This window comes from Pseudomonas sp. B21128 (assembly GCF_044218865.1).
Classification (GTDB): domain Bacteria; phylum Pseudomonadota; class Gammaproteobacteria; order Pseudomonadales; family Pseudomonadaceae; genus Aquipseudomonas; species Aquipseudomonas iridis.
In genome coordinates this window covers 5,098,313-5,118,529 of sequence record NZ_CP162590.1, presented here as the reverse complement: position 1 = coordinate 5,118,529, position 20,217 = coordinate 5,098,313, and the positions used below count along the sequence as shown (strand labels likewise).

Below are 20,217 nucleotides of genomic sequence, written 5' to 3'. Positions count from 1 at the left end.
TTTGTGTCCCCTTCGTCTAGTGGCCTAGGACACCGCCCTTTCACGGCGGTAACAGGGGTTCGAGTCCCCTAGGGGACGCCACGATTACCCGCTCTGCGGGATTTATAAGGGTCATTCAATTATTGAATGGCCCTTTTGTTTGTCTGGCGTTTGGCCAATTCTCCTTTTTTCTTACACTGTGCTTCAGACCAGCGGTCATATCCTTGACTTGCAGAATATTATTATGAGAATAATATTCTAGTCGTAATATTCGGAGGCGACGATGAACGATAAAAAAGCTCAAACCCGCGAACGCATTCTCAAGGCTGCCAGCGCCGCATTGATCCAGCGCGGCCCGGCAGACCCAAGCGTGGGCGAAGTGATGGGCGCAGCCGGCCTGACCGTCGGTGGCTTCTATGCGCACTTCGAAAGCAAGGACGCGATGATGCTCGAAGCGTTCAAGCAGTTGCTGGGCCGGCGTCGCGACCTGATCGCCGACATGGATACCGAATTGACGGGCGAAGAACGCCGCGCGCTGGTCGCTGCGTTCTACCTGTCGCGCAAGCACCGCGATTCCAGCGAATCGGCCTGTCCGATTCCTGCCTCCATTGGCGAACTGGGCCGTTTGCCAGAGTCGTTCCGCATCGCGCTGAACGAACACCTGGAATTGATGATTGCGCAGTTGGCGTCAAGCCCTGAGGACACCGACAAAGCCCTGGCCGACGTGGCCTTGATGGTGGGTGGTCTGGCACTCGCAAGAGCGCTCGGCCCGGGAGACTTATCCGATCGATTGCTGCGCGCCGCCAAGTCGGCGGTGCGTTGACCTGAAGGCAGCACGCCTGAGGAGAGAGCGATGAACACGTTGAAGTGGGTTCGTGGCGTAAATGGCACCTTGGGCTGGATTGCACCGCAACGGGTGGCGAGCAAAATGCGCCTGGCGTTCATGACGCCGCGCGCGCTGCCACTGCGCGATTGGGAGTTGCCGCTGCTGGCCAACTCAGAACGGATCACTTTGCGCTTCGGCCTCTCCGCACTGCGTTGGGGGCACGGTCCGACGGTGCTGCTGATGCACGGTTGGGAAGGGCGACCCACTCAATTTGCGGCGCTGATCACCGCTCTGGTCGACGCCGGTTACACGGTGGTTGCACTTGACGGCCCGGCCCATGGTCGGTCTCCGGGGCGTGAGGCCAACGTCGTGTTGTTTGCCCGCGCCATGCTTGAAGCTGCTGCCGAACTGCCGCCCTTGCAAGCTGTTATCGGTCACTCTATGGGCGGCGCCAGTGCGATGCTCGCCGTGCAATTGGGCCTGCGCACCGAAACCCTCGTCAGCATTGCCGCTCCCGCCCGCATTCTTGGCGTGCTGCGCGGATTTGCCCGCTACGTGGGGATGCCGCCCCGAGCGCGTTCCGCCTTCATTCGCCAGGTCGAGCAAGATGTCGGCATGCGCGCCGCCACCCTCGACGTCGCGCACTATCAACTGGAGATGCCCGGGCTGATCGTGCATGCCGAGGACGACAATTTTGTCTCGGTCAAGGAATCGCAATTGATCCACGAATCCTGGTTCGACAGCCGCTTGTTGCGCCTCGAAAGCGGTGGTCATCAACGCGTGCTGGCCGACCCTCGGGTGATTGATGGCGTGTTATCACTGCTGACCGGTCGCAATCTTCAGGCGCGCCAATCGGCGTGAGCATCCGTTACACTGCGCCGGTTGAATAATCTGACCGGGAGTGGGGCATGGGCTGGGATCGGGCGACGCCGTTTACCATTGATCTGCAAGTGGGCGCCGAGGACATCGACGGGCTGGGGCACGCCAACAACGCGGTGTACGTAACCTGGCTTGAACGTTGCGCCTGGCGCCACTCGCAGCGTCTGGGACTGGATCTGGTCGAGTACCGGCGGCTGGATCGCGCGATGGCCGTGGTGCGCCACGAGATCGATTACCTGGCGGCGGCCTACGAAGGCGACGAGCTGCAATTGGCGACCTGGATCGTCGATTGGGATCAGCGTCTGAAAATGACCCGGCATTTTCAGCTGATCCGCCCAAGCGACCGCGCCACGCTGCTGCGCGCTCAGACCACGTTCGTCTGCATCGAACTGTCCACCGGCAAGCCCAAGCGCATGCCGGCGGAGTTCATCGAAGGCTACGGCCCGGCGATCCAGGCTCCAGAGTCAGCGTAATTTGTTGTAGGCGCGGCCTTCGGCAGGTGGTCGTGGGTTTAACCTGCGCAATCCAGTAAACTGCCGCACGTTTTTCCTCAAGTAGTGTTTTCCCCATGCAAATTGCTCTGGCGCCCATGGAGGGGTTGGTCGACGACATCCTTCGCGACGTGCTGACCCGCGTTGGCGGTATCGACTGGTGCGTGACCGAATTTATTCGCGTCAATGACCAGTTGCTCACCCCAGCCTACTTCCACAAGTTCGGCCCGGAACTGCTCAACGGTGCCCGCACCGCGTCCGGCGTGCCGTTGCGTGTGCAGCTGTTGGGTTCTGACCCGGTGTGTCTGGCGGAAAACGCTGCGTTGGCCTGCGAACTCGGCTCCGAAGTCATCGACCTCAACTTCGGCTGCCCGGCCAAAACAGTCAATAAATCCCGAGGCGGTGCGGTGCTGCTCAAAGAGCCTGAACTGCTCAATCAGATCGTCGAGCACGTGCGTCGCGCCGTGCCTGCGCACATTCCCGTCACGGCCAAGATGCGTCTGGGCTTCGACAGCCCGGATGGCTCGCTCGTCTGCGCCACGGCACTGGCCGAAGGCGGCGCCGAACACATCGTGGTGCACGCCCGGACCAAAATGGACGGTTACAAACCGCCCGCGCACTGGGAATGGATCCCGCGCGTGCAGGACGTGGTCAAGGTGCCGGTGTTCGCCAATGGTGATATCTGGAGCGTCGAGGACTGGCGTCGTTGCCGCGAAATCAGCGGCGTGGAAGACATCATGCTCGGCCGTGGTCTGGTTTCGCGGCCGGATCTGGCCAGGCAAATCGCCGCTGCACGCGCCGGAGAGGAAGTGGTCGAGATGACCTGGGCCGAGCTGCTGCCACTGATCCAGGATTTCTGGCTGCAAGCCAAAGCGCAGATGACCGCGCGTCAATCGCCGGGCCGTTTGAAGCAGTGGCTGGCCATGTTGACGCGCAATTACCCTGAAGCTACCGAGCTGTTTACCGTGTTGCGCCGTGAGACGGAACCGGATCACGTCTCGCGTTTACTCGGTCTGCCGGTCGCCGAAATGGCCTGAAAAAAATCTGCAAATACGCTCTTGAAATCAAATCAGCGGTCCCTATCTAAGGGTTACGCGATGCCGAATTCGGGTCGCGGAGATAAAAAACCTTGCTGATTGTTTTCAGGAGATTTGAACCATGAGTACTGCATTTTCCCTCGCGCCACTGTTCCGTTCCTCGGTAGGTTTCGACCGCTTCAACGACCTGTTCGAAACGGCCCTGCGCAACGAGCCAGGCAGCAGCTATCCACCCTACAACGTGGAGAAACACGGTGACGATCAATACCGCATCGTCGTAGCCGCCGCCGGTTTCCAGGAAGAAGACCTGGAGCTGCAAGTCGAGAAGGGCGTGTTGACCATCAGTGGCGGCAAGCGTGACGCCAACGAAGACGTGACCTTCCTGCACCAGGGCATCGCCCAGCGTGCTTTCAAGCTGTCCTTCCGTCTGGCCGATCACATCGAGATCAAGGCTGCCGATCTGAGCAACGGTCTGCTGAGCATCGACCTGTTGCGAGTGATCCCGGAGGAGGCGAAGGCCAAACGCATCCCGATCAACGGGACGCAAAAACCGGCTCTGCAGCACTGATTCACGCGAAGACACATAATCGTCTGAACAAGCGATGAGCCGCTGAACGAAGGCCCCGATACGTCGGGGCCTTTTTTGTGCGCGCTGTAAAAGTGTTCGCAACGTTTGCCGCTATTGCCACGGCTCTTTACAATCCGCGCAGTTTTGCCGACCCCATTTCTCGGCGGTCGGCCTGGAGCCTTTTTCATGGATGAGATTCAACAGCGTTGGCTGTGCGCCCTGTCTGCCCCGATGGTGGCGCTTAATCCTCGCGCCGAGTACGACGAGCCGGCGTTTTACTCCGCACCGGAATTTATCGATTTGCAATGCAGCTGGGGTATCAATGACCGGCCGCAATTGTTGAGCATGTTCGAACGCATGACCGACAACGGTCATGCCAGGCACCTTAAAGGCGCCTATCACGCGTGGCAGCGCTGTCTGCCCGGCGAATGGCAGGCGCTGCTGGAAACCCTTGAACCGCGTGAGCGCATTCTGCACGAGTTCGCCAGTCGCACTTTTGGCGAATGCGGGCCGGGCGGCATTCTGTCCTGGGACTATGGCCGCATGGGGTTCCTGCTGCGTTGCGCGGTGCGTAACCAATGGATTGATTTGCCCGAAAGCACCTGGCTGCACGGGCGGTTGGCGGTCAGGGCGCAGTATCACTACAGCAGCTGGCAATCCTATTTCAACGGGTTTTTGATCGGTCGCGGATTCTGGGGGTGTGAGAACGAGGGCAACGACACCTTTGCCTGCGAGCTGGACCGACAGGGCGAGAACCCCAAAAGCGTGCAAATCGCTCGTGGGCTCCAACAGAACATGCCGGTTTTTCTGAAAAACCTGCCTTGGCATCTGGACCTCGACTTGCCGCAACGTCCCGAATCGCTCAAGGAGTTCGACTGGTCATGAGTTGCTGGATCCGCTTGGGCATCGAACCCACCACCGACGAAACCCTCATTCGCAACGCCTACCGCACGCGCCTGCCGGAACATCACCCGGAGACCGATCCCGAAGGTTTTCAGGCGCTGCGCATGGCCTACGAAAAAGCGCTTCGTCTGGCACGCGAAGGCGATGAAGAAGCACCCGAAGAATTCGAGGAATACCAAGAGCCCGAACAGACAATCATCGAGGTGCCACAGGCGTTCGTGGATTTCTGCGAGTTGCTTGATGATCCTGTACGGCGCTTCGACTTTGCAGCCTGGCAGTCGTTTATCCGAGGGCTGGATCAACTGCCTCTCGAGTCTCTCGATGACCTCAGTTGGAGCTTGTACCATCGGCTGGCTGACGCCGGGCCGCTGTCCTATCGTTGCGCAAACCTGTTGGCCGAGCGCATGGCCTGGGACCAGCAGTTGCTGGATCTGTCGTTTGACGACGCTCAGCGTGTTGAAGCATTTCTGCAACGGATCAAGGCGGGTGATCCGTTCGATACGGATCTGATGAGCGCCTGGTCAGAAGCCGCGCAGACCGAATCCCTGTGGTATGCGCGCAGTCTCGATTTCATCTTCGCCCAGCGTCCGCTCCATGAATTCGTCGACTTCGCCAGTCGGCACACCTGCGTGCCGTTGCCGAGCGATGAAATGTACATCAAGCGGCTCGTGACGCAGTTCACTCAGGCGGGCATGGGAGGGGCAGGGCTGCTGCAGTGTTGCGAAGAGCAGCAGGGCAAACATCCTGAGGATGTCGATTGGCTCTACCTGCTCGCCTGCCAAAGCACTCTACTGGGCCTGGACGATCAGGCGTGGCCGTGCTGGATCCGGCTCTGGCAGGAGTATCGTCATCCGACGGCCGAAAGCCACTTGATGGCAATGTGCGCAGAACGTCACCCGGACTTTCTGCCGCTGCTGATTCAGGCATTTGATCGAGCGCAGGTTTTCAGTGACTGGTCCCGCGAGCTCGACTCTGTCAGTCAGCAATATGGCAGCCCTTCACAAAGGCCGGAAACCCTGGCGCGATGGATGGGGATTGGCGGCCTCGAACTTCAGGGTCTGGCCAAGGCCTTCGTCGACTGGCGCATGGGTGACGATGAACTGCCGTTGCTGGCACTGTTGCTTGGCAATCATGACGACCCTAGGTTGCAGCGACTCTATCGACATGCCTGGGCACTGCATCGCGGTGACGTGCCGCTGTTACAGCAGATGCTCGACGAACCGTTGTCGGTGGATGCCCTTGAGGCGTTGGTGCTGAGCGGATTCAAGCAACAGGCCGAGCAGCATGTGCGTTGGTTGACGCAAGCACCCATCCCGTTGGCGATGAGTGCCTACACCGATGCAAACGCGGTTTCGCCACAACTGCCCGACGCCCTGAAGGAAGGTTTTGGGCACAGCCTCTGCCGACTCTGGTTGCGCAGATTGCGTCCTCACAGTCGCACCGCGCTTGAGCGCATTGCCGAAGATTTCAAACTGAACGATGCGCACGCCACCCTCGATTTGTCAGAGCTGGCGCTGCTGCTGCAACTGAGCCAGGGCGATGCAGCGTTGCCGCCGCCGGGGGCGGCAGAGGCGCTGTGGCAATGGCACGCTCAAACGCTGTTCCTGTTGGCGTTGCTGGGGCAGGCCGAGCGTTGGTTGCCATTGATCGACGTGCGACTACTGGAGCAACTGCCTTACAACCCGGCCCATCCGCTCAGCCGGTTGCAGCCGTTGTTGCAACGCTTGTTGCGTGAACAGGGGAACTGCGAGGGCTTGCTCGGCCTGCTGCAAACGGCGGACCCGGTGCATGCGCTGCTGGCCCGGAAAATGTGCGGTGTGCAGGAAGCGCTCGCCAGCCTGCGACTGTTGAGCAACGACCGGCTGTTCGAATGCATGCGCAGCGATCTGAGTGCATTTGACGACGATCTTTTGGGCCGGATGCTGTTGACGGCCGTGCTCTATCACTGCGGATTGTTTGACGCCAAACAGCGGCGCTTCCTGCTCGACAGAATGACCGAAGTCGTCAATCCCCAGGATTGGTTCGACGGTTTCCGCCACAGTCTGATCAAAGGCGAGCCGGCGCGCCCACCACGCGAGGCTCTGGAAGGCGAGGGCGTTAACGACATCGACGCGTTTTACCTGGCGCTCGACGTGCTCAAGGATCTGGTGCTTTACGGCAATGCCGGCGTGCCACGCCAGAAAATCCTGATGCGCCTGCAACGCGCCAAGGACGATCCACAGAACGGGCTCGGTTTACGGTTTGCCCTCAGCGCATTGCTGTCGTGGTCCGAACGCTTGTTGTTGGCCAAGGCCGACACACGTCCGGTCGCCGCCACGGCGTTCTGGCGCCTGGGCACACGGCTGGGGCGTGAGGCGTTTGTCGGGCAGGTGATTGGTATCGTGTTGCTGACGCCGCTGCTGGCATTGTTCAGTGGCTCAATGACTTCGGCCTTCGTTGTGTTGGCCGTGGCGCTGCTGCTGTTGCTCAGCGCCATGCTGCGGCGCCTGCACGACATGGGCCGAGGCGTCGCGACTTTTCTGGTGGTCGCGGGGCTGACGCCGGTTTTGCCGTTCCTGCCGCTGGTGCTGTTCGGTTTTCCTGGCGAGAAGCTGCCCAACCGATACGGCGTGCCACCGGAGAGTTTCCGTGAGGATCCATTGTCCGGTGGATTGCAGGCAGCGTTGCGCCGGCTCATTGGCTAGAGGCGCAACTCATCCAGCGCGCTGTTGAGCTGTGCGCGGTGGCTGGCGATCTCTGACGATTGCTGGCCACCAAGCACGGTGGTGAAACGGTGCAGCCATTCGGCAATGCGCTCGCGCTCCGTCCCCAGGCTCTGCATCCATGCGCGCTCCAGACGTGCCAGCAGCGTGCGGTTGGGTAGTGCATCGCGCGGGTGAACCTTGAGTGCGGCGAGCCGGTCATGACTGTTTTGTCGGGCCTGTTCATCGAGTCCGGTGGGGCTGCGGTCGATGCTGTGACTGTACCGTGCACCTGTTTCCAGCAGCGTGACGTCAACTTCGAGCAAGCCATTGATGTCGTAGCTGAAACGCACATCCAGTTGCTGGATGTGCTCGGTGGGCATCAGCGTGACATCGAAAGCGTCGATAAGAATGTTGTCGCGTACCCATGGACGTTCGCCCTGATACACCGCAATGCGGATTTTTTCCTGCCGCGAATGCGTCGTGTAATAGCGCTCCACCCGAGACGTTGGAATGATGGTGTTGCGCTCGATGATGGGCGAGAAGGCGCCTTCGATCCCCTTGCCGCGCATGGTCTCGATACCCAATGTGTAAGGGCAGACGTCCGTCAGGATCAGCTCTTCCACCGCACCGTCGCGCGCCTTGCACGCCGCCTGCGTCGCCGCGCCGAGCGCGACAAGGGTGTCGGGATCCAAATGACGATAAGGCAGGCGCCCGAACAGCGTGGCGACCATCTGCTGCACCGCCGGCATTCGCGTGGCGCCGCCCACCAATACCAGGCTGTCGAGATCGCGGGGCTTGAGCCGGGCATCGCGCAGGGCTTGTTCGATCGGTGCGCGCAAACGGCCGAGCAGTGGCTCCCAGATCTTCACCGCAGCGGCTTCATCCAGCGACCATTCAAATGTCTTGTCTGCATGGCGCCAGCTCAAATGTTGCGTGCCTTCACCGAGTTTGCACTTGAGCTGCTCCAGCGCATCACCCAGGCTGGCCATGCCTTGCGCGTCGACCATTGACGGGGTCAATTGCCAGGCCTTGAGGCAGGCCTGCAACAGCGCGGCGGTGAAGTCTTCGCCGCCGAGGAAGTTGTCGCCGGTGGACGCATGCACTTCGATCAGCGGCAGCGCATATTCCAGCACCGTGACATCGAAGGTGCCGCCGCCCAGATCGAAAATCAGCGTGCGTTCGAATTTCTGCTCGTGCAGCCCATAGGCCATGGCGGCAGCGGTCGGCTCGTTGATCAGGCGCGTCACGGACAAACCGGCCAGTTCGGCGGCAAACAGCGTGCGTTTGCGTTGCTCGTCACTGAAATACGCCGGTACGGAAATCACTGCTTCGTATACCGGGTGGCCGAGAAAGGCTTCGGCGTCCTGCTTGAGTGAGCCGAGTACCAGTGCCGACAATTCTTCGGGGCTGAACTGACGACTGCCCAGTTCAATCTGCTTGTCGCTGCCCATGAAGCGCTTGAAAGCCGCGGCGCTGCGGTCCGGGTGTGTGGTCAGTCGGGCACGCGCAGCCTTGCCGACCAGAATCGTGTCGTCCTCATCAAGGCTGACCACCGACGGGGTCAGCACGTCCCCGAGGGCGTTGGGAATCAACCGGGCCTGACCGTCCTGCCAGACGGCGATAAGACTGTTGGTGGTGCCAAGGTCGATGCCCAGCAGGGCCGGGCGTGGGTGGGTTGCATCCTGCATGATTGATCTCGAAACGGCGCAAAAAGGGCGACCCTACAGGTTGCCGCCAACACTGGCAATTGTTGGCGGGTGCAAGCGGAGCGCGTTATGCCAGCAGCTTTTTCAAGCCCTCCAGCGGCAGTGGCCGACTGTACAGATACCCCTGGTACAAATGGCAACCCAAGCCCTGCAAAAACTCAAGCTGCTGCGGGGTTTCCACGCCTTCGGCGATCACTTCGAGTTCCAGGCTGCGGGCCATGGCGACGATGGCGCGGATGATTTCCGCGTCGTTCGGGTCAGTAGTCGCATCGCGGATAAACGACTGGTCGATTTTCAACGTGTCCACCGGCAAGCGCTTGAGGTAAGTCAGCGATGAATAACCCGTGCCAAAGTCGTCCATGGCGAAACTCACACCGAGCTTTTTCAGGCGGCGCATCTTGCTGATGGTGTCCTCCAGGTTCTGGATGACGATGCCTTCGGTGATCTCCAGTTTCAGCAGCGAGCATGGCAGGCCGTGGCTGACCATGCTGTGTTCGATCCGCTCGACGAAGTCGTTCTGGCGGAACTGGCGCGGGCTGATGTTGACGCACAAACTGAAATTGAGCGGGTCGACCAGTTTCAGGGCGATCAGTTGTTTGAACGCCGAGCAGGCTTCATCGAGTATCCATGTACCGACTTCCAGAATCAGACCGCTGTCTTCCAAAACCTTGATGAACTCGGTCGGTGACTGTGCGCCGAGTTTCGGGTGGTTCCAGCGCACCAGGGCTTCGGCGCCGATGATGCGGTTGTCCTGCGCGTCGATTTGCGGCTGGTAATGCACCCGGAACTCGCCGCGCGACAGCGCCAGGCGCAAATCGGTCTCCATGCGCAGACGTTCGCTGGCCGCTTTCTGCATGGTGTTGTGGTACATCTGCGTGGTGTTGCGCCCGGAATCCTTGGCGCGGTACAAGGCAATGTCGGCACGCTTGAGCAGGTCGGTCGGGGTAGAGCCGTGATCCGGGATCAGTGCCACGCCGATGCTCGGTGTCACTTGCAGGCGCTGGCCGTCGAGGAACATCGGTTCCGAGAGCAGCTCACGAAGGGTGTCGGCCAGTTCGCGTACCTGCAAACTGACTTCATTGCGCGTGCCCTCAAGGCCACTGAGCAGCACCACGAATTCATCGCCGCCCAGGCGCGCCACCGTATCTTCCAGGCGCACGCTGGCTTCGAGCCGCGCCGTGATGATCTTCAGTACTGTGTCACCGACCGGATGGCCGAGTGAATCATTGATGTGCTTGAAATGATCGAGATCGAGAAACAGCAAGGCACCGCGTAGGTTGTGGCGTTTGAGCAGGGCGATCTGCTGACTCAGTCGATCCATCAACAACGCACGGTTAGGCAGGTTGGTCAGCGGATCGTGGTAAGCCAGATGGCGGATTTGTGCTTCAGCGTTTTTCAATAGGCTGACGTCTCGGGCCGTCAGCAGCAGGCAAGCCGTTTCATTCAGGGTGATAGGCTCCACCGAGACTTCCACCGTGAGGATTTCCCCGCGCTTGTTGCGCCCGAGCATTTCCTGGTGGTGCACGCGACCCTTGATTTGCAATTCGGCGAGCAGGGCCGAACGCTGTTTCTCCTCGGCCCAGATCCCGACCTGATACACGGTTTTACCCAACACTTCATCGGCGCGATAGCCGGTGAGGCGACAGAAACCGTCGTTGACCTCCAGATAGCGCCCGGTGTCGCGCTCGGTGATGGTGATGGCGTCGGGGCTGGAGTGAAACGCCTTGGCGAACTTCTCTTCACTGGCCTTGAGCGCCGCTTCCGAACGTTGCTGCTGGGTGATATCGCGCAATGTGGTGACGATGCACGGTTGATCGCCAACGCTGATCTGCCGACTGGAAATCACGCAGGTCAACGACTGGCCGTCCTTGTGCTGGACGATGATCGCGACATTGCTCAGGCCTTGTTCGCGGATCACCCGTTCGATGCGCTGCAGACTTTTCGCCGATGCGTCCCACAGGCCGATGTCTTCGGCGGTGCGGCCGATTACGTCGGCGGCGCTCCAGCCAAAGGTCTGGGTGAAGCTGTTGTTGATTTCGATGAACTCGCCGCTGTCCTGACGGGTGACGCAGATCGGGTCGGGGCTGACCTGGAACAGCGTGGCGAATTTCTCTTCCGAGGCCACCAGGCGTTGTTCGCGTTCGACCTGATCGGTGATGTCGAGCAAAGTGCCGGCCATGCGCAACGGCGCGCCATTGTCGTCGCGATAGAGGCGGGCGCGGCTTTCCAGATAGCGTGAGCTGCCGTCCGGCAATTGCACGCGATACGTCAGTTGGTAATTGCCCGCCGGGCCTTCGCGCAGGCTGCGATAGGCGTCGCGCATGCTGTCGCGCTCCTCGCCGGGCACACCTTCGAAAAACTCGTCGAACGATTCATGGAACGGTTTCGGGTCCAGTCCGTGCAATTGCGCCGCGCGCGCCGAGCCATAGAGCATGCCGCTGGGAATGTGCCAGTCCCACGTGCCGAGCTGCGCCGAGTCGAGCGCCAGGTCGAGGCGTTCCTGGCTGTCTTTCAAGGCGTGTTCCGCCGCTTTGCGCTCGGTGGTGTCGAGGAACGTGCTCAGCAGATAGGGCTGGCCTTCGAGTTCGACCTTTTGCGCACTGAGAATGCCGTCATGGACCTGCCCGTTGCTGGCGCGAAACTGCACTTCCATGCTGATCAGTTCGCCCTTGGCCTTGGTCTTCTTGACCAGTTCGCCGCGCTGCTCAGGGTGTACCCACAGGCCCAGTTCCAGCGTGGTACGGCCAATCGCGCTTTGCACCGGCCAGCCGAACAGGCTTTCGAAATACTGGTTGGCTTCGCTGATCAAACCGTCTTCCTGGCGGGTCAGCAGCACCATGTTCGGGCACAGATGAAACAGCGTGGCGAAACGTTTCTCCGAGCTGCTCAGGGCTTGTTCGCGTTGCCGCTGGTGGGTGATTTCGCGAATCACCCCGATCATTCGGGGTCGGCCGTTTTTGTCTGGCAGCAGGCTGCCGTTGATCTCCAGCCAATGCAGGCTGCCGTCGGGCCAGCGGATACGGTGATGCATCGCCTGTTCCAGCGGGGCGCCGGCAATCACCGCGTGGAAGGCGCGCACGGTTTTTGCCCGGTCTTCGGGTGGCAGCAAATCCAGGTATTCGAGATCTTCCGGCAGTGGCTGGCGCGGATCAAAGCCGAACAATGCCTGCGTGCCACGTGACCAACTGATCTGACCGCGCTCGATGTCCCAATACCAGGCGCCGAGCCGTGCGCCGTTCAGCGCTGCCAACAATTGCGGCGCGCTCTCCCAGCTCTGCTCGGAATGTCGCGGGTCAATCGCTTGAATGCGCGGCATCGGCGGAATTCGGTCAACAGATTTCGGCATTATCGACAGGCCTTGAGCGGGTGGTGGCGTTTAGGCACAGGGGCAGCGGCTCTATAGGATTAGCACAAGTTAGCCCTGACTCCCTGGCAGATCGATTTGTGCATCCAGCAAGGCCATAAACGCTCTTGCTGCATTCGATAGCGTCCGTTCGGTGTGCACGATATAGCCTAGCTGGCGACTGAGCTGTATGCCCGGCAATGCGATGCTTGCCACCTGTTCATCGAGCATGGTGCGCGGAAGCACGCTCCATGCCAGGCCAATGGAGACCATCATCTTGATGGTTTCCAGGTAGTTGGTGCTCATCGCGATGTTCGGTGTCAGCCCTTGGGCCTCGAACAGACGTTGGACAATATGGTGCGTAAATGTGTTGCCGCCGGGGAACACCGCCGGATGGCCGGCAATGTCCGCCAGACTGACGGCGCCATTACTGATCAGCGAATGCTCCGGGGCGACCACAAAATCCAGCGGGTCATCCCACACCGGTGTGGCTTTGACCAGCGTGTGCGGTTCGGGGGCCAGGGTGATGACCGCCAGTTCCGCGCGGCCGTGGAGTATTTCTTCGTAGGCCACTTCCGAATCGAGAAACTGAATATCCAGCGCGACCTTTGGGTAGCAGCGGGTGAACTCCCTTAATAGCGGCGGCAAGCGGTGCAGGCCAATGTGATGACTGGTGGCCAATGTGAGGCGGCCGCTGACTTCGCCGGTCAGGTTGGTCAATGCGCGACGGGTGTCGTCCAGCACATTGAGAATCTGATAAGCCCGCGGCAGCAGGGCGCGGCCAGCCTCGGTCAGGCCGACTTCGCGACCCAGTCGATCGAACAGGCGCACCTTGAGTTGCTGTTCCAGACCGGCGATACGCTTGCTGATGGCCGGTTGCGTCAGGTGCAGCCGCTCACCGGCACCGGAGAAGCTGCCGGTCTCGGCGATGGCGATAAAAGCGTTGAGGTTGGCCAGATCCATGGTTGTATTCCAGTTGGTTATCCAAAGCATAAAAAATATGAATTTGAGTTATTTAATCTAACCCCATAGGATCGACCTCACAAGCCAAAGGGTTATTGAATCTCTCAAAGACCCAGGGCATAGAAACAAGCTGATGAGGAACCGTCTGATGGCCGGCAAAACGCTCTACGACAAGCTCTGGGATTCGCATTTGGTCAAGCAGCGCGACGATGGCTCTGCGCTGATCTACATCGATCGTCACATCATTCACGAAGTGACTTCGCCGCAAGCCTTTGAAGGTCTGCGTCTGGCCGGGCGCAAGCCTTGGCGCATCGATGCCAACATCGCGACCCCGGACCACAACGTACCGACGACCCCGGAGCGCAAGGGTGGCATCGAAGCCATTGCCGACCAGGTCTCGCGTTTGCAGGTTCAGACTCTCGATGACAACTGTGATGAATACGGCATTGTCGAGTTCAAGATGAACGACGTCCGCCAAGGCATCGTCCACGTGATCAGCCCGGAGCAGGGCGCGACCTTGCCGGGCATGACCGTGGTCTGCGGCGACTCGCACACCTCGACCCATGGCGCGTTCGGCGCGTTGGCTCACGGTATCGGCACTTCCGAGGTCGAGCACGTGCTCGCCACTCAGTGCCTGGTCGCCAAGAAAATGAAAAACATGCTGGTGTCCGTCGAAGGCCAATTGCCGTTCGGCGTGACCGCCAAGGACATCGTCCTCGCGGTGATCGGCAAGATCGGCACCGCCGGCGGTAACGGCCATGCCATCGAATTCGCCGGCAGCGCGATTCGCGATCTGTCCGTCGAAGGCCGCATGACCATCTGCAACATGTCCATCGAAGCCGGCGCCCGCGTGGGTTTGGTGGCTGCGGATCAAAAGACTGTCGATTACGTCAAGGGCCGTCCGTTCGCACCCAAAGGCGCCGAGTGGGAGATGGCCGTCGAGTCCTGGAAAGACCTGGTGTCCGACGCCGACGCCACATTCGACACCGTGGTCGAACTCGATGCCGCGCAGATCAAGCCGCAAGTCAGCTGGGGCACTTCGCCGGAAATGGTCCTGGCCGTTGATCAGAACGTGCCGGACCCGGCTAAAGAGATGGATCTGGTCAAGCGCGACTCGATCGTCCGCGCCCTGAAATACATGGGTTTGACCGCCAATCAGGCGATCACCGACATTCAACTCGATCGCGTGTTCATCGGTTCCTGCACCAACTCGCGGATAGAAGATTTGCGCGCCGCCGCTGTCATTGCCAAGGGCCGCAAGGTGGCTTCGACCATCAAGCAAGCCATCGTCGTGCCGGGCTCGGGTCTGGTGAAGGCGCAGGCCGAGTCTGAAGGTCTGGACAAGATTTTCCTCGAAGCCGGTTTTGAATGGCGTGAACCCGGTTGCTCAATGTGTCTGGCGATGAACCCGGACCGTTTGGAGTCCGGCGAGCATTGCGCCTCGACGTCCAACCGAAACTTCGAAGGCCGTCAGGGCGCCGGAGGCCGCACCCACCTCGTCAGCCCGGCCATGGCGGCGGCTGCGGCGGTGAACGGTCGTTTCATCGACGTTCGTGAATTGATTCAAGGAGCACAGTAACGATGAAGGCATTTACCCAGCACACTGGCCTTGTCGCGCCTTTGGATCGTGCCAATGTCGACACCGATCAGATCATTCCCAAGCAATTCTTGAAGTCGATCAAGCGCACCGGTTTCGGCCCGAACCTGTTCGATGAATGGCGTTACCTCGATGTCGGGCAACCGTATCAGGACAACTCCAAGCGCCCGTTGAACAAGGATTTCGTGCTCAACGCCGAGCGTTACCAAGGCGCCAGCGTATTGTTGGCCCGCGAGAACTTCGGTTGCGGCTCCAGCCGTGAACACGCGCCATGGGCGCTGGAAGAGTACGGTTTTCGCAGCATCATCGCGCCGAGCTACGCCGACATCTTCTTCAACAACAGCTTCAAGAACGGCTTGCTGCCGATCATCTTGAGCGACGCTGAAGTCGATGAATTGTTCAAGCAGGTCGAGGCGGAGCCGGGCTATCAATTGCAGGTCGACCTGCAAGCGCAAACCGTGACGCGTCCGGATGGCAAGGTTTACCACTTTGAGATCGATGCGTTCCGCAAGCATTGCCTGCTCAACGGTCTGGACGATATCGGCCTGACCTTGCAGGACCACGAAGCGATTGCGACGTTTGAAGCGAAGCATCGCGTGAGCCAGCCCTGGCTGTTTCGCGACGCTTGATTGATTTGAGACTGATGTAGTTAGAGCGGGCCTCTTCGCGAGCAGGCTCGCTCCCACATTGGAATGCATTTCAAGCGTGGGAGCGAGCCTGCTCGCGAAGACGGCAGCCAAAACAACGCAAATGTCAGGATGTGACCATGACCAGCACCGCCCAGCACAGTCAGGTTGTACAAAAGCAATTCGGTGAACAGGCCGCCGCCTACCTGAGCAGCGCCGTTCACGCGCAAGGCACCGAATTCGCACTGCTGCAAGCTGAACTGGCAGGGCAGGGTGACGCCCGATTGCTGGACCTGGGGTGTGGCGCCGGCCATGTGAGTTTTCACGTGGCGCCGCTGGTCAGGGAAGTGGTCGCCTATGACCTGTCGCAGCAGATGCTCGACGTCGTGGCGGCGGCTGCCGTCGATCGCGGCATGAGCAATATCGCCACGGTCAACGGGCCCGCCGAGCGGCTGCCGTTTGCCGATGGCGAATTCGATTTCGTGTTCAGCCGTTATTCAGCGCATCACTGGAGCGATCTCGGTGTGGCCCTGCGCGAAGTACGCCGGGTGCTGAAGCCGGGCGGTGTGGCGGCGTTCGTCGATGTGTTGTCGCCGGGCAGCCCGTTGTTCGACACTTACCTGCAAAGCGTCGAAGTGCTGCGCGACACCAGCCATGTGCGCGATTATTCTGCCGGCGAGTGGTTGCGGCAGGTCAGCGAGGCGGGTTTGCATACGCGAAGCACTGCGCGGCAACGTCTGCGTCTGGAATACAGCAGTTGGGTCGAGCGCATGCGCACACCTGAAGTGATGCGCGCCGCGATCCGCCAGTTGCAGCAGTCGATGGGCAACGAAGTACGCGAATATTTCGAGATCGAAGCCGATGGCTCGTTCAGTACAGATGTGATCGTGCTCTGGGCTGAAAAACAGTTTTAGAACGACAAGAATTTTTCCGGGCGCGTCCGTTGATGGCGCACCGACTGAAGACACGAGGAAAGCATGAGCAAGCAGATTCTGATTCTCCCAGGCGACGGTATTGGTCCGGAAATCATGGCCGAAGCGGTCAAGGTGCTGGAACTGGCCAACGACAAGTACAGCCTGGGTTTCGAGCTGAGCCATGACGTGATCGGTGGCGCGGCCATCGACAAGCACGGCGTGCCACTGGCCGACGAAACCCTCGACCGTGCCCGCGCTGCCGACGCCGTCCTGCTGGGCGCTGTCGGTGGCCCGAAATGGGACACCATCGAGCGTGACATCCGCCCTGAGCGCGGACTGCTGAAAATCCGTGCGCAACTGGGCCTGTTCGGCAACCTGCGTCCGGCGATCCTGTACCCGCAACTGGCCGACGCTTCGAGCCTGAAGCCGGAAATCGTTGCCGGCCTCGACATCCTGATCGTCCGTGAGCTGACCGGCGGCATCTACTTCGGCGCGCCGCGCGGCACCCGTACGCTGGAAAACGGCGAGCGTCAGGCCTACGACACCTTGCCCTACAGCGAAAGCGAGATCCGTCGCATCGCTCGTGTCGGTTTCGACATGGCCATGGTGCGTGGCAAGAAGCTGTGCTCGGTGGACAAGGCCAACGTGCTGGCCTCCAGCCAACTGTGGCGTGAAGTGGTGGAGCAGGTCGCCAAGGATTACCCGGAAGTCGAACTGAGCCACATGTACGTCGACAACGCCGCCATGCAACTCGTGCGCGCACCGAAGCAGTTCGACGTGATCGTCACCGACAACCTGTTCGGCGACATCCTCTCCGACGAAGCTTCGATGCTGACCGGTTCCATCGGCATGCTGCCGTCGGCTTCGCTCGACTCCAACAACAAGGGCATGTATGAACCCTGCCACGGTTCGGCGCCGGACATTGCTGGCCAGGGCATTGCCAACCCGTTGGCGACCATTCTGTCGGTGTCGATGATGCTGCGTTACAGCTTCAATCTGCATGACGCGGCCGATGCCATCGAGAAAGCCGTCAGCGTGGTTCTGGATCAGGGCCTGCGCACCGGTGATATCCATTCGCCCGGTTGCACCAAAGTCGGTACGCAGGAAATGGGCGACGCAGTAGTCGCCGCGCTGCGGAATCTGTAATCTCTCGGGCCCGCTGCGAAATTCAATACAAAGCAGCGGCCCACTTTTCAAGAAGGTGTAGTTGCGATGAAACGTGTAGGTCTGATCGGTTGGCGCGGCATGGTCGGTTCCGTGCTCATGCAGCGGATGCTGGAAGAGCAGGATTTCGATCTTATCGAGCCGGTGTTCTTCACCACTTCCAATGTCGGTGGCCAAGGCCCGTCCGTGGGCAAGGACATTGCTCCGCTCAAGGACGCTTACAGCATTGAAGAGCTGAAGACCCTCGACGTGATCCTGACCTGTCAGGGCGGCGACTACACCAGCGAAGTGTTCCCCAAGCTGCGCGAAGCCGGCTGGCAGGGTTACTGGATCGACGCGGCGTCCAGCCTGCGCATGAACGATGACGCGGTCATCATTCTTGATCCGGTCAACCGCAAGGTCATCGACCAGCAGCTGGATGCGGGCACCAAGAACTACATCGGCGGCAATTGCACCGTCAGCCTGATGCTGATGGGCCTGGGCGGTCTGTTCGAGGCCGGTCTGGTCGAGTGGATGAGCGCCATGACGTATCAGGCGGCCTCCGGTGCCGGCGCGCAGAACATGCGTGAACTGATCAAGCAAATGGGCGCGACCCACGCCGCTGTTGCCGAGCAACTGGCCGATCCTGCCAGCGCGATCCTCGACATCGACCGTCGTGTAGCCGACGCCATGCGCAGCGAAGCCTACCCGACCGAAAACTTCGGCGTGCCGTTGGCCGGCAGCCTGATCCCGTGGATCGACAAGGAACTGCCGAACGGCCAGAGCCGCGAAGAGTGGAAGGCCCAGGCCGAGACCAACAAGATTCTCGGTCGCTTCAAGAGCCCGATCCCGGTCGACGGCATCTGCGTGCGCATCGGCGCCATGCGTTGCCACAGCCAGGCGCTGACCATCAAGCTGAACAAAGACGTACCGATCGCCGACATCGAAGGGCTGATCAGCCAGCACAACCCTTGGGTCAAACTGGTACCGAATCAGCGTGAGATCAGCATGCAGGAGCTGAGCCCGACCAAGGTCACCGGCACCCTCAATGTGCCAGTCGGTCGTCTGCGCAAGCTGAACATGGGCACCCAGTATCTGGGCGCCTTCACCGTCGGCGACCAGCTGCTGTGGGGCGCGGCCGAACCGCTGCGTCGCATGCTGCGGATTTTGCTTGAGCGTTGATCGTCTGAAGCAATGAAAAACCCGCGCCTTGCGAGAGGCGCGGGTTTTTTTATGCCTGAAATTTCTTGAGTGTCTGACCTGGCGATTTCGCGAGCAAGCTCGCTCCCACGGGGTTAGATGGTGTACACAAATTTATGTTTTAAACCGGCAACTGTGGGAGCGAGCTTGCTCGCGAAGGGGGCAGTGCAGGCGCCGGCGAATTGCCTGTGTGGCACTCACCCGGTAAAGTGCCGCTCCCCCCGTTTCGCCAGAGGCCGCACCATGACCCAGACCCTTGATATTGCCGTGATCGGCGCCACCGGTACTGTCGGCGAAACCCTCGTACAGATTCTTGAAGAGCGTAATTTCCCGATCGGCAACCTGCACCTGCTGGCCAGCAGCGAATCCGCCGGCAGCTCGGTGCTGTTCCGCAACAAGAACGTGCGCGTGCGTGAGGTCGATGAATTCGATTTCAGCAAGGTCAAACTGGTCTTCTTCGCCGCCGGTCCAGCCATCACCCTGAGCTACGCCGCCCGCGCCCACGCCGCCGGCTGCTCGCTGATCGACCTGTCCGGCGCCTTGCCGGCCGATCAGGCGCCGCAAGTGGTGCCGGAAGCCAATGCTGATGTGCTTGCCGGTTTGAAAGCGCCGTTCCAGGTCAGCAGCCCGAGCCCGTCGGCGACCACGCTTGCCGTGGTGCTCGCGCCGCTGCTCGACCTGATCGATCTGCAATACGTCAACGTCACCGCCAATCTGGCCGTTTCCGCCCAGGGTCGTGAAGCCGTCGCCGAGCTGGCACGCCAGACCGCCGAGCTGCTGAACATGCGCCCGTTGGAGCCCAAGTTTTTTGATCGGCAGATGGCGTTCAACCTGCTGGCCCAGGTCGGCACGCCTGACGCGCAGGGCCATACGCTGCTGGAAAAACGCCTGGTGCGTGAGTTGCGTCAGGTGCTGGCACAGCCTTTATTAAAGATTTCCGCAAGTTGCGTTCAAGCCCCGGTGTTTTTTGGCGATAGCCTTAGCGTGACCTTGCAGTCAGCGCAGGCCGTCGACCTGAAAAAGGTCAATGCCGCGCTGGAAGCTGCGCCGGGCATTGAGCTGGTCGATGCGGGTGATTACCCGACGGCCGTCGGAGACGCGGTGGGGCAGGACGTGGTCTATGTCGGTCGTGTTCGCAGTGGTGTCGATGACCCGGCGGAACTTAATCTGTGGCTGACGTCAGATAACGTGCGCAAAGGCGCAGCACTCAATGCTGTGCAGGTTGCCGAGTTGTTGATAAAAGACCTGCTGTAAAAGATACTTGGCAACAATTTGTCGACTGATTCTAGCTGGGCGCTATGCTTGGCCGAAGCAGTTGATAACGTGTCACCCTCCGGGACTTTCCGGGGCATCAAAGA

At 60.4% G+C, this 20,217-nt stretch carries 16 protein-coding genes and 1 tRNA gene; 14 read left to right on the top strand and 3 right to left on the bottom strand.

Features of this window, described 5'->3' with window-relative positions; all coding sequences use genetic code 11:
• Positions 1-5 precede the first annotated feature (5 nt).
• The 8 genes from AB4P91_RS23225 (at position 6) to AB4P91_RS23190 (ending at position 7,367) form a co-directional block, all read left to right on the top strand.
• A tRNA-Glu gene (locus tag AB4P91_RS23225) sits at positions 6-81 on the top strand.
• 181 nt (positions 82-262) lie between these two features.
• Positions 263-802, top strand: coding sequence for a TetR/AcrR family transcriptional regulator (locus tag AB4P91_RS23220; protein ID WP_150594676.1), 540 nt, complete (start codon positions 263-265; stop codon positions 800-802).
• Positions 803-832: 30 nt separating this feature from the next.
• Complete coding sequence (locus AB4P91_RS23215) at positions 833-1,666, top strand: alpha/beta fold hydrolase (RefSeq protein WP_150594677.1); 834 nt, start codon at positions 833-835, stop codon at positions 1,664-1,666.
• A gap of 47 nt (positions 1,667-1,713) precedes the next feature.
• Positions 1,714-2,157 (top strand): thioesterase family protein, encoded by a 444-nt coding sequence (locus tag AB4P91_RS23210; RefSeq protein WP_150594678.1) that lies wholly within the window; start codon positions 1,714-1,716, stop codon positions 2,155-2,157.
• 95 nt (positions 2,158-2,252) lie between these two features.
• Complete coding sequence (locus AB4P91_RS23205) at positions 2,253-3,212, top strand: tRNA dihydrouridine synthase (RefSeq protein ID WP_395603798.1); 960 nt, start codon at positions 2,253-2,255, stop codon at positions 3,210-3,212.
• A gap of 121 nt (positions 3,213-3,333) precedes the next feature.
• The gene (locus AB4P91_RS23200; protein ID WP_150594680.1) at positions 3,334-3,780 is read left to right on the top strand and encodes an Hsp20 family protein; all 447 of its coding nucleotides are present in this window, start codon (positions 3,334-3,336) and stop codon (positions 3,778-3,780) included.
• A gap of 186 nt (positions 3,781-3,966) precedes the next feature.
• On the top strand, positions 3,967-4,665 hold the full coding sequence (locus tag AB4P91_RS23195) for a DUF1266 domain-containing protein (protein WP_395603797.1): 699 nt from the start codon (positions 3,967-3,969) through the stop codon (positions 4,663-4,665).
• Positions 4,662-7,367 (top strand): DUF805 domain-containing protein, encoded by a 2,706-nt coding sequence (locus AB4P91_RS23190; RefSeq protein WP_395603796.1) that lies wholly within the window; start codon positions 4,662-4,664, stop codon positions 7,365-7,367. Before AB4P91_RS23195 ends, AB4P91_RS23190 begins: the two co-directional genes overlap by 4 nt.
• On the opposite strand, the gene AB4P91_RS23185 is transcribed toward AB4P91_RS23190, so the two are convergent.
• From AB4P91_RS23185 to AB4P91_RS23175, 3 genes are all read right to left on the bottom strand, one after another.
• Positions 7,364-9,055 (bottom strand): Hsp70 family protein, encoded by a 1,692-nt coding sequence (locus AB4P91_RS23185; protein ID WP_395603795.1) that lies wholly within the window; start codon positions 9,053-9,055, stop codon positions 7,364-7,366. The genes AB4P91_RS23190 and AB4P91_RS23185 overlap by 4 nt on opposite strands.
• 85 nt (positions 9,056-9,140) lie before the next feature.
• Positions 9,141-12,419: a PAS domain S-box protein gene (locus AB4P91_RS23180; RefSeq protein WP_150594684.1), complete on the bottom strand. Its 3,279-nt coding sequence runs from the start codon at positions 12,417-12,419 to the stop codon at positions 9,141-9,143.
• A gap of 69 nt (positions 12,420-12,488) precedes the next feature.
• Positions 12,489-13,379, bottom strand: a complete 891-nt coding sequence (locus AB4P91_RS23175) for a LysR family transcriptional regulator (protein WP_395603794.1) — start codon at positions 13,377-13,379, stop codon at positions 12,489-12,491.
• 148 nt (positions 13,380-13,527) lie between these two features.
• Between AB4P91_RS23175 and leuC the strand changes: the two genes are divergently transcribed.
• The 6 genes from leuC (at position 13,528) to AB4P91_RS23145 (ending at position 20,113) form a co-directional block, all read left to right on the top strand.
• Positions 13,528-14,958, top strand: coding sequence for a 3-isopropylmalate dehydratase large subunit (leuC, locus tag AB4P91_RS23170; RefSeq protein WP_150594685.1), 1,431 nt, complete (start codon positions 13,528-13,530; stop codon positions 14,956-14,958).
• A gap of 2 nt (positions 14,959-14,960) precedes the next feature.
• Positions 14,961-15,605 carry a 3-isopropylmalate dehydratase small subunit gene (gene leuD / locus AB4P91_RS23165; protein WP_150594686.1) on the top strand — a complete coding sequence of 215 codons (645 nt, stop codon included), beginning with the start codon at positions 14,961-14,963 and terminating at the stop codon, positions 15,603-15,605.
• A 137-nt stretch (positions 15,606-15,742) separates the two neighbouring features.
• Entirely contained in the window at positions 15,743-16,516 is a 774-nt protein-coding gene (locus tag AB4P91_RS23160; RefSeq protein WP_150594687.1) for a class I SAM-dependent methyltransferase, read from the top strand.
• 63 nt (positions 16,517-16,579) lie between these two features.
• Positions 16,580-17,662: a 3-isopropylmalate dehydrogenase gene (gene leuB, locus AB4P91_RS23155; RefSeq protein ID WP_395603793.1), complete on the top strand. Its 1,083-nt coding sequence runs from the start codon at positions 16,580-16,582 to the stop codon at positions 17,660-17,662.
• 66 nt (positions 17,663-17,728) lie between these two features.
• The gene (gene asd, locus AB4P91_RS23150) at positions 17,729-18,841 is read left to right on the top strand and encodes an aspartate-semialdehyde dehydrogenase (protein ID WP_042558607.1); all 1,113 of its coding nucleotides are present in this window, start codon (positions 17,729-17,731) and stop codon (positions 18,839-18,841) included.
• A 261-nt stretch (positions 18,842-19,102) separates the two neighbouring features.
• A complete protein-coding gene (locus AB4P91_RS23145) occupies positions 19,103-20,113 on the top strand; it encodes an aspartate-semialdehyde dehydrogenase (protein ID WP_150594689.1) in 1,011 nt (336 codons plus the stop codon).
• Positions 20,114-20,217 lie beyond the last annotated feature (104 nt).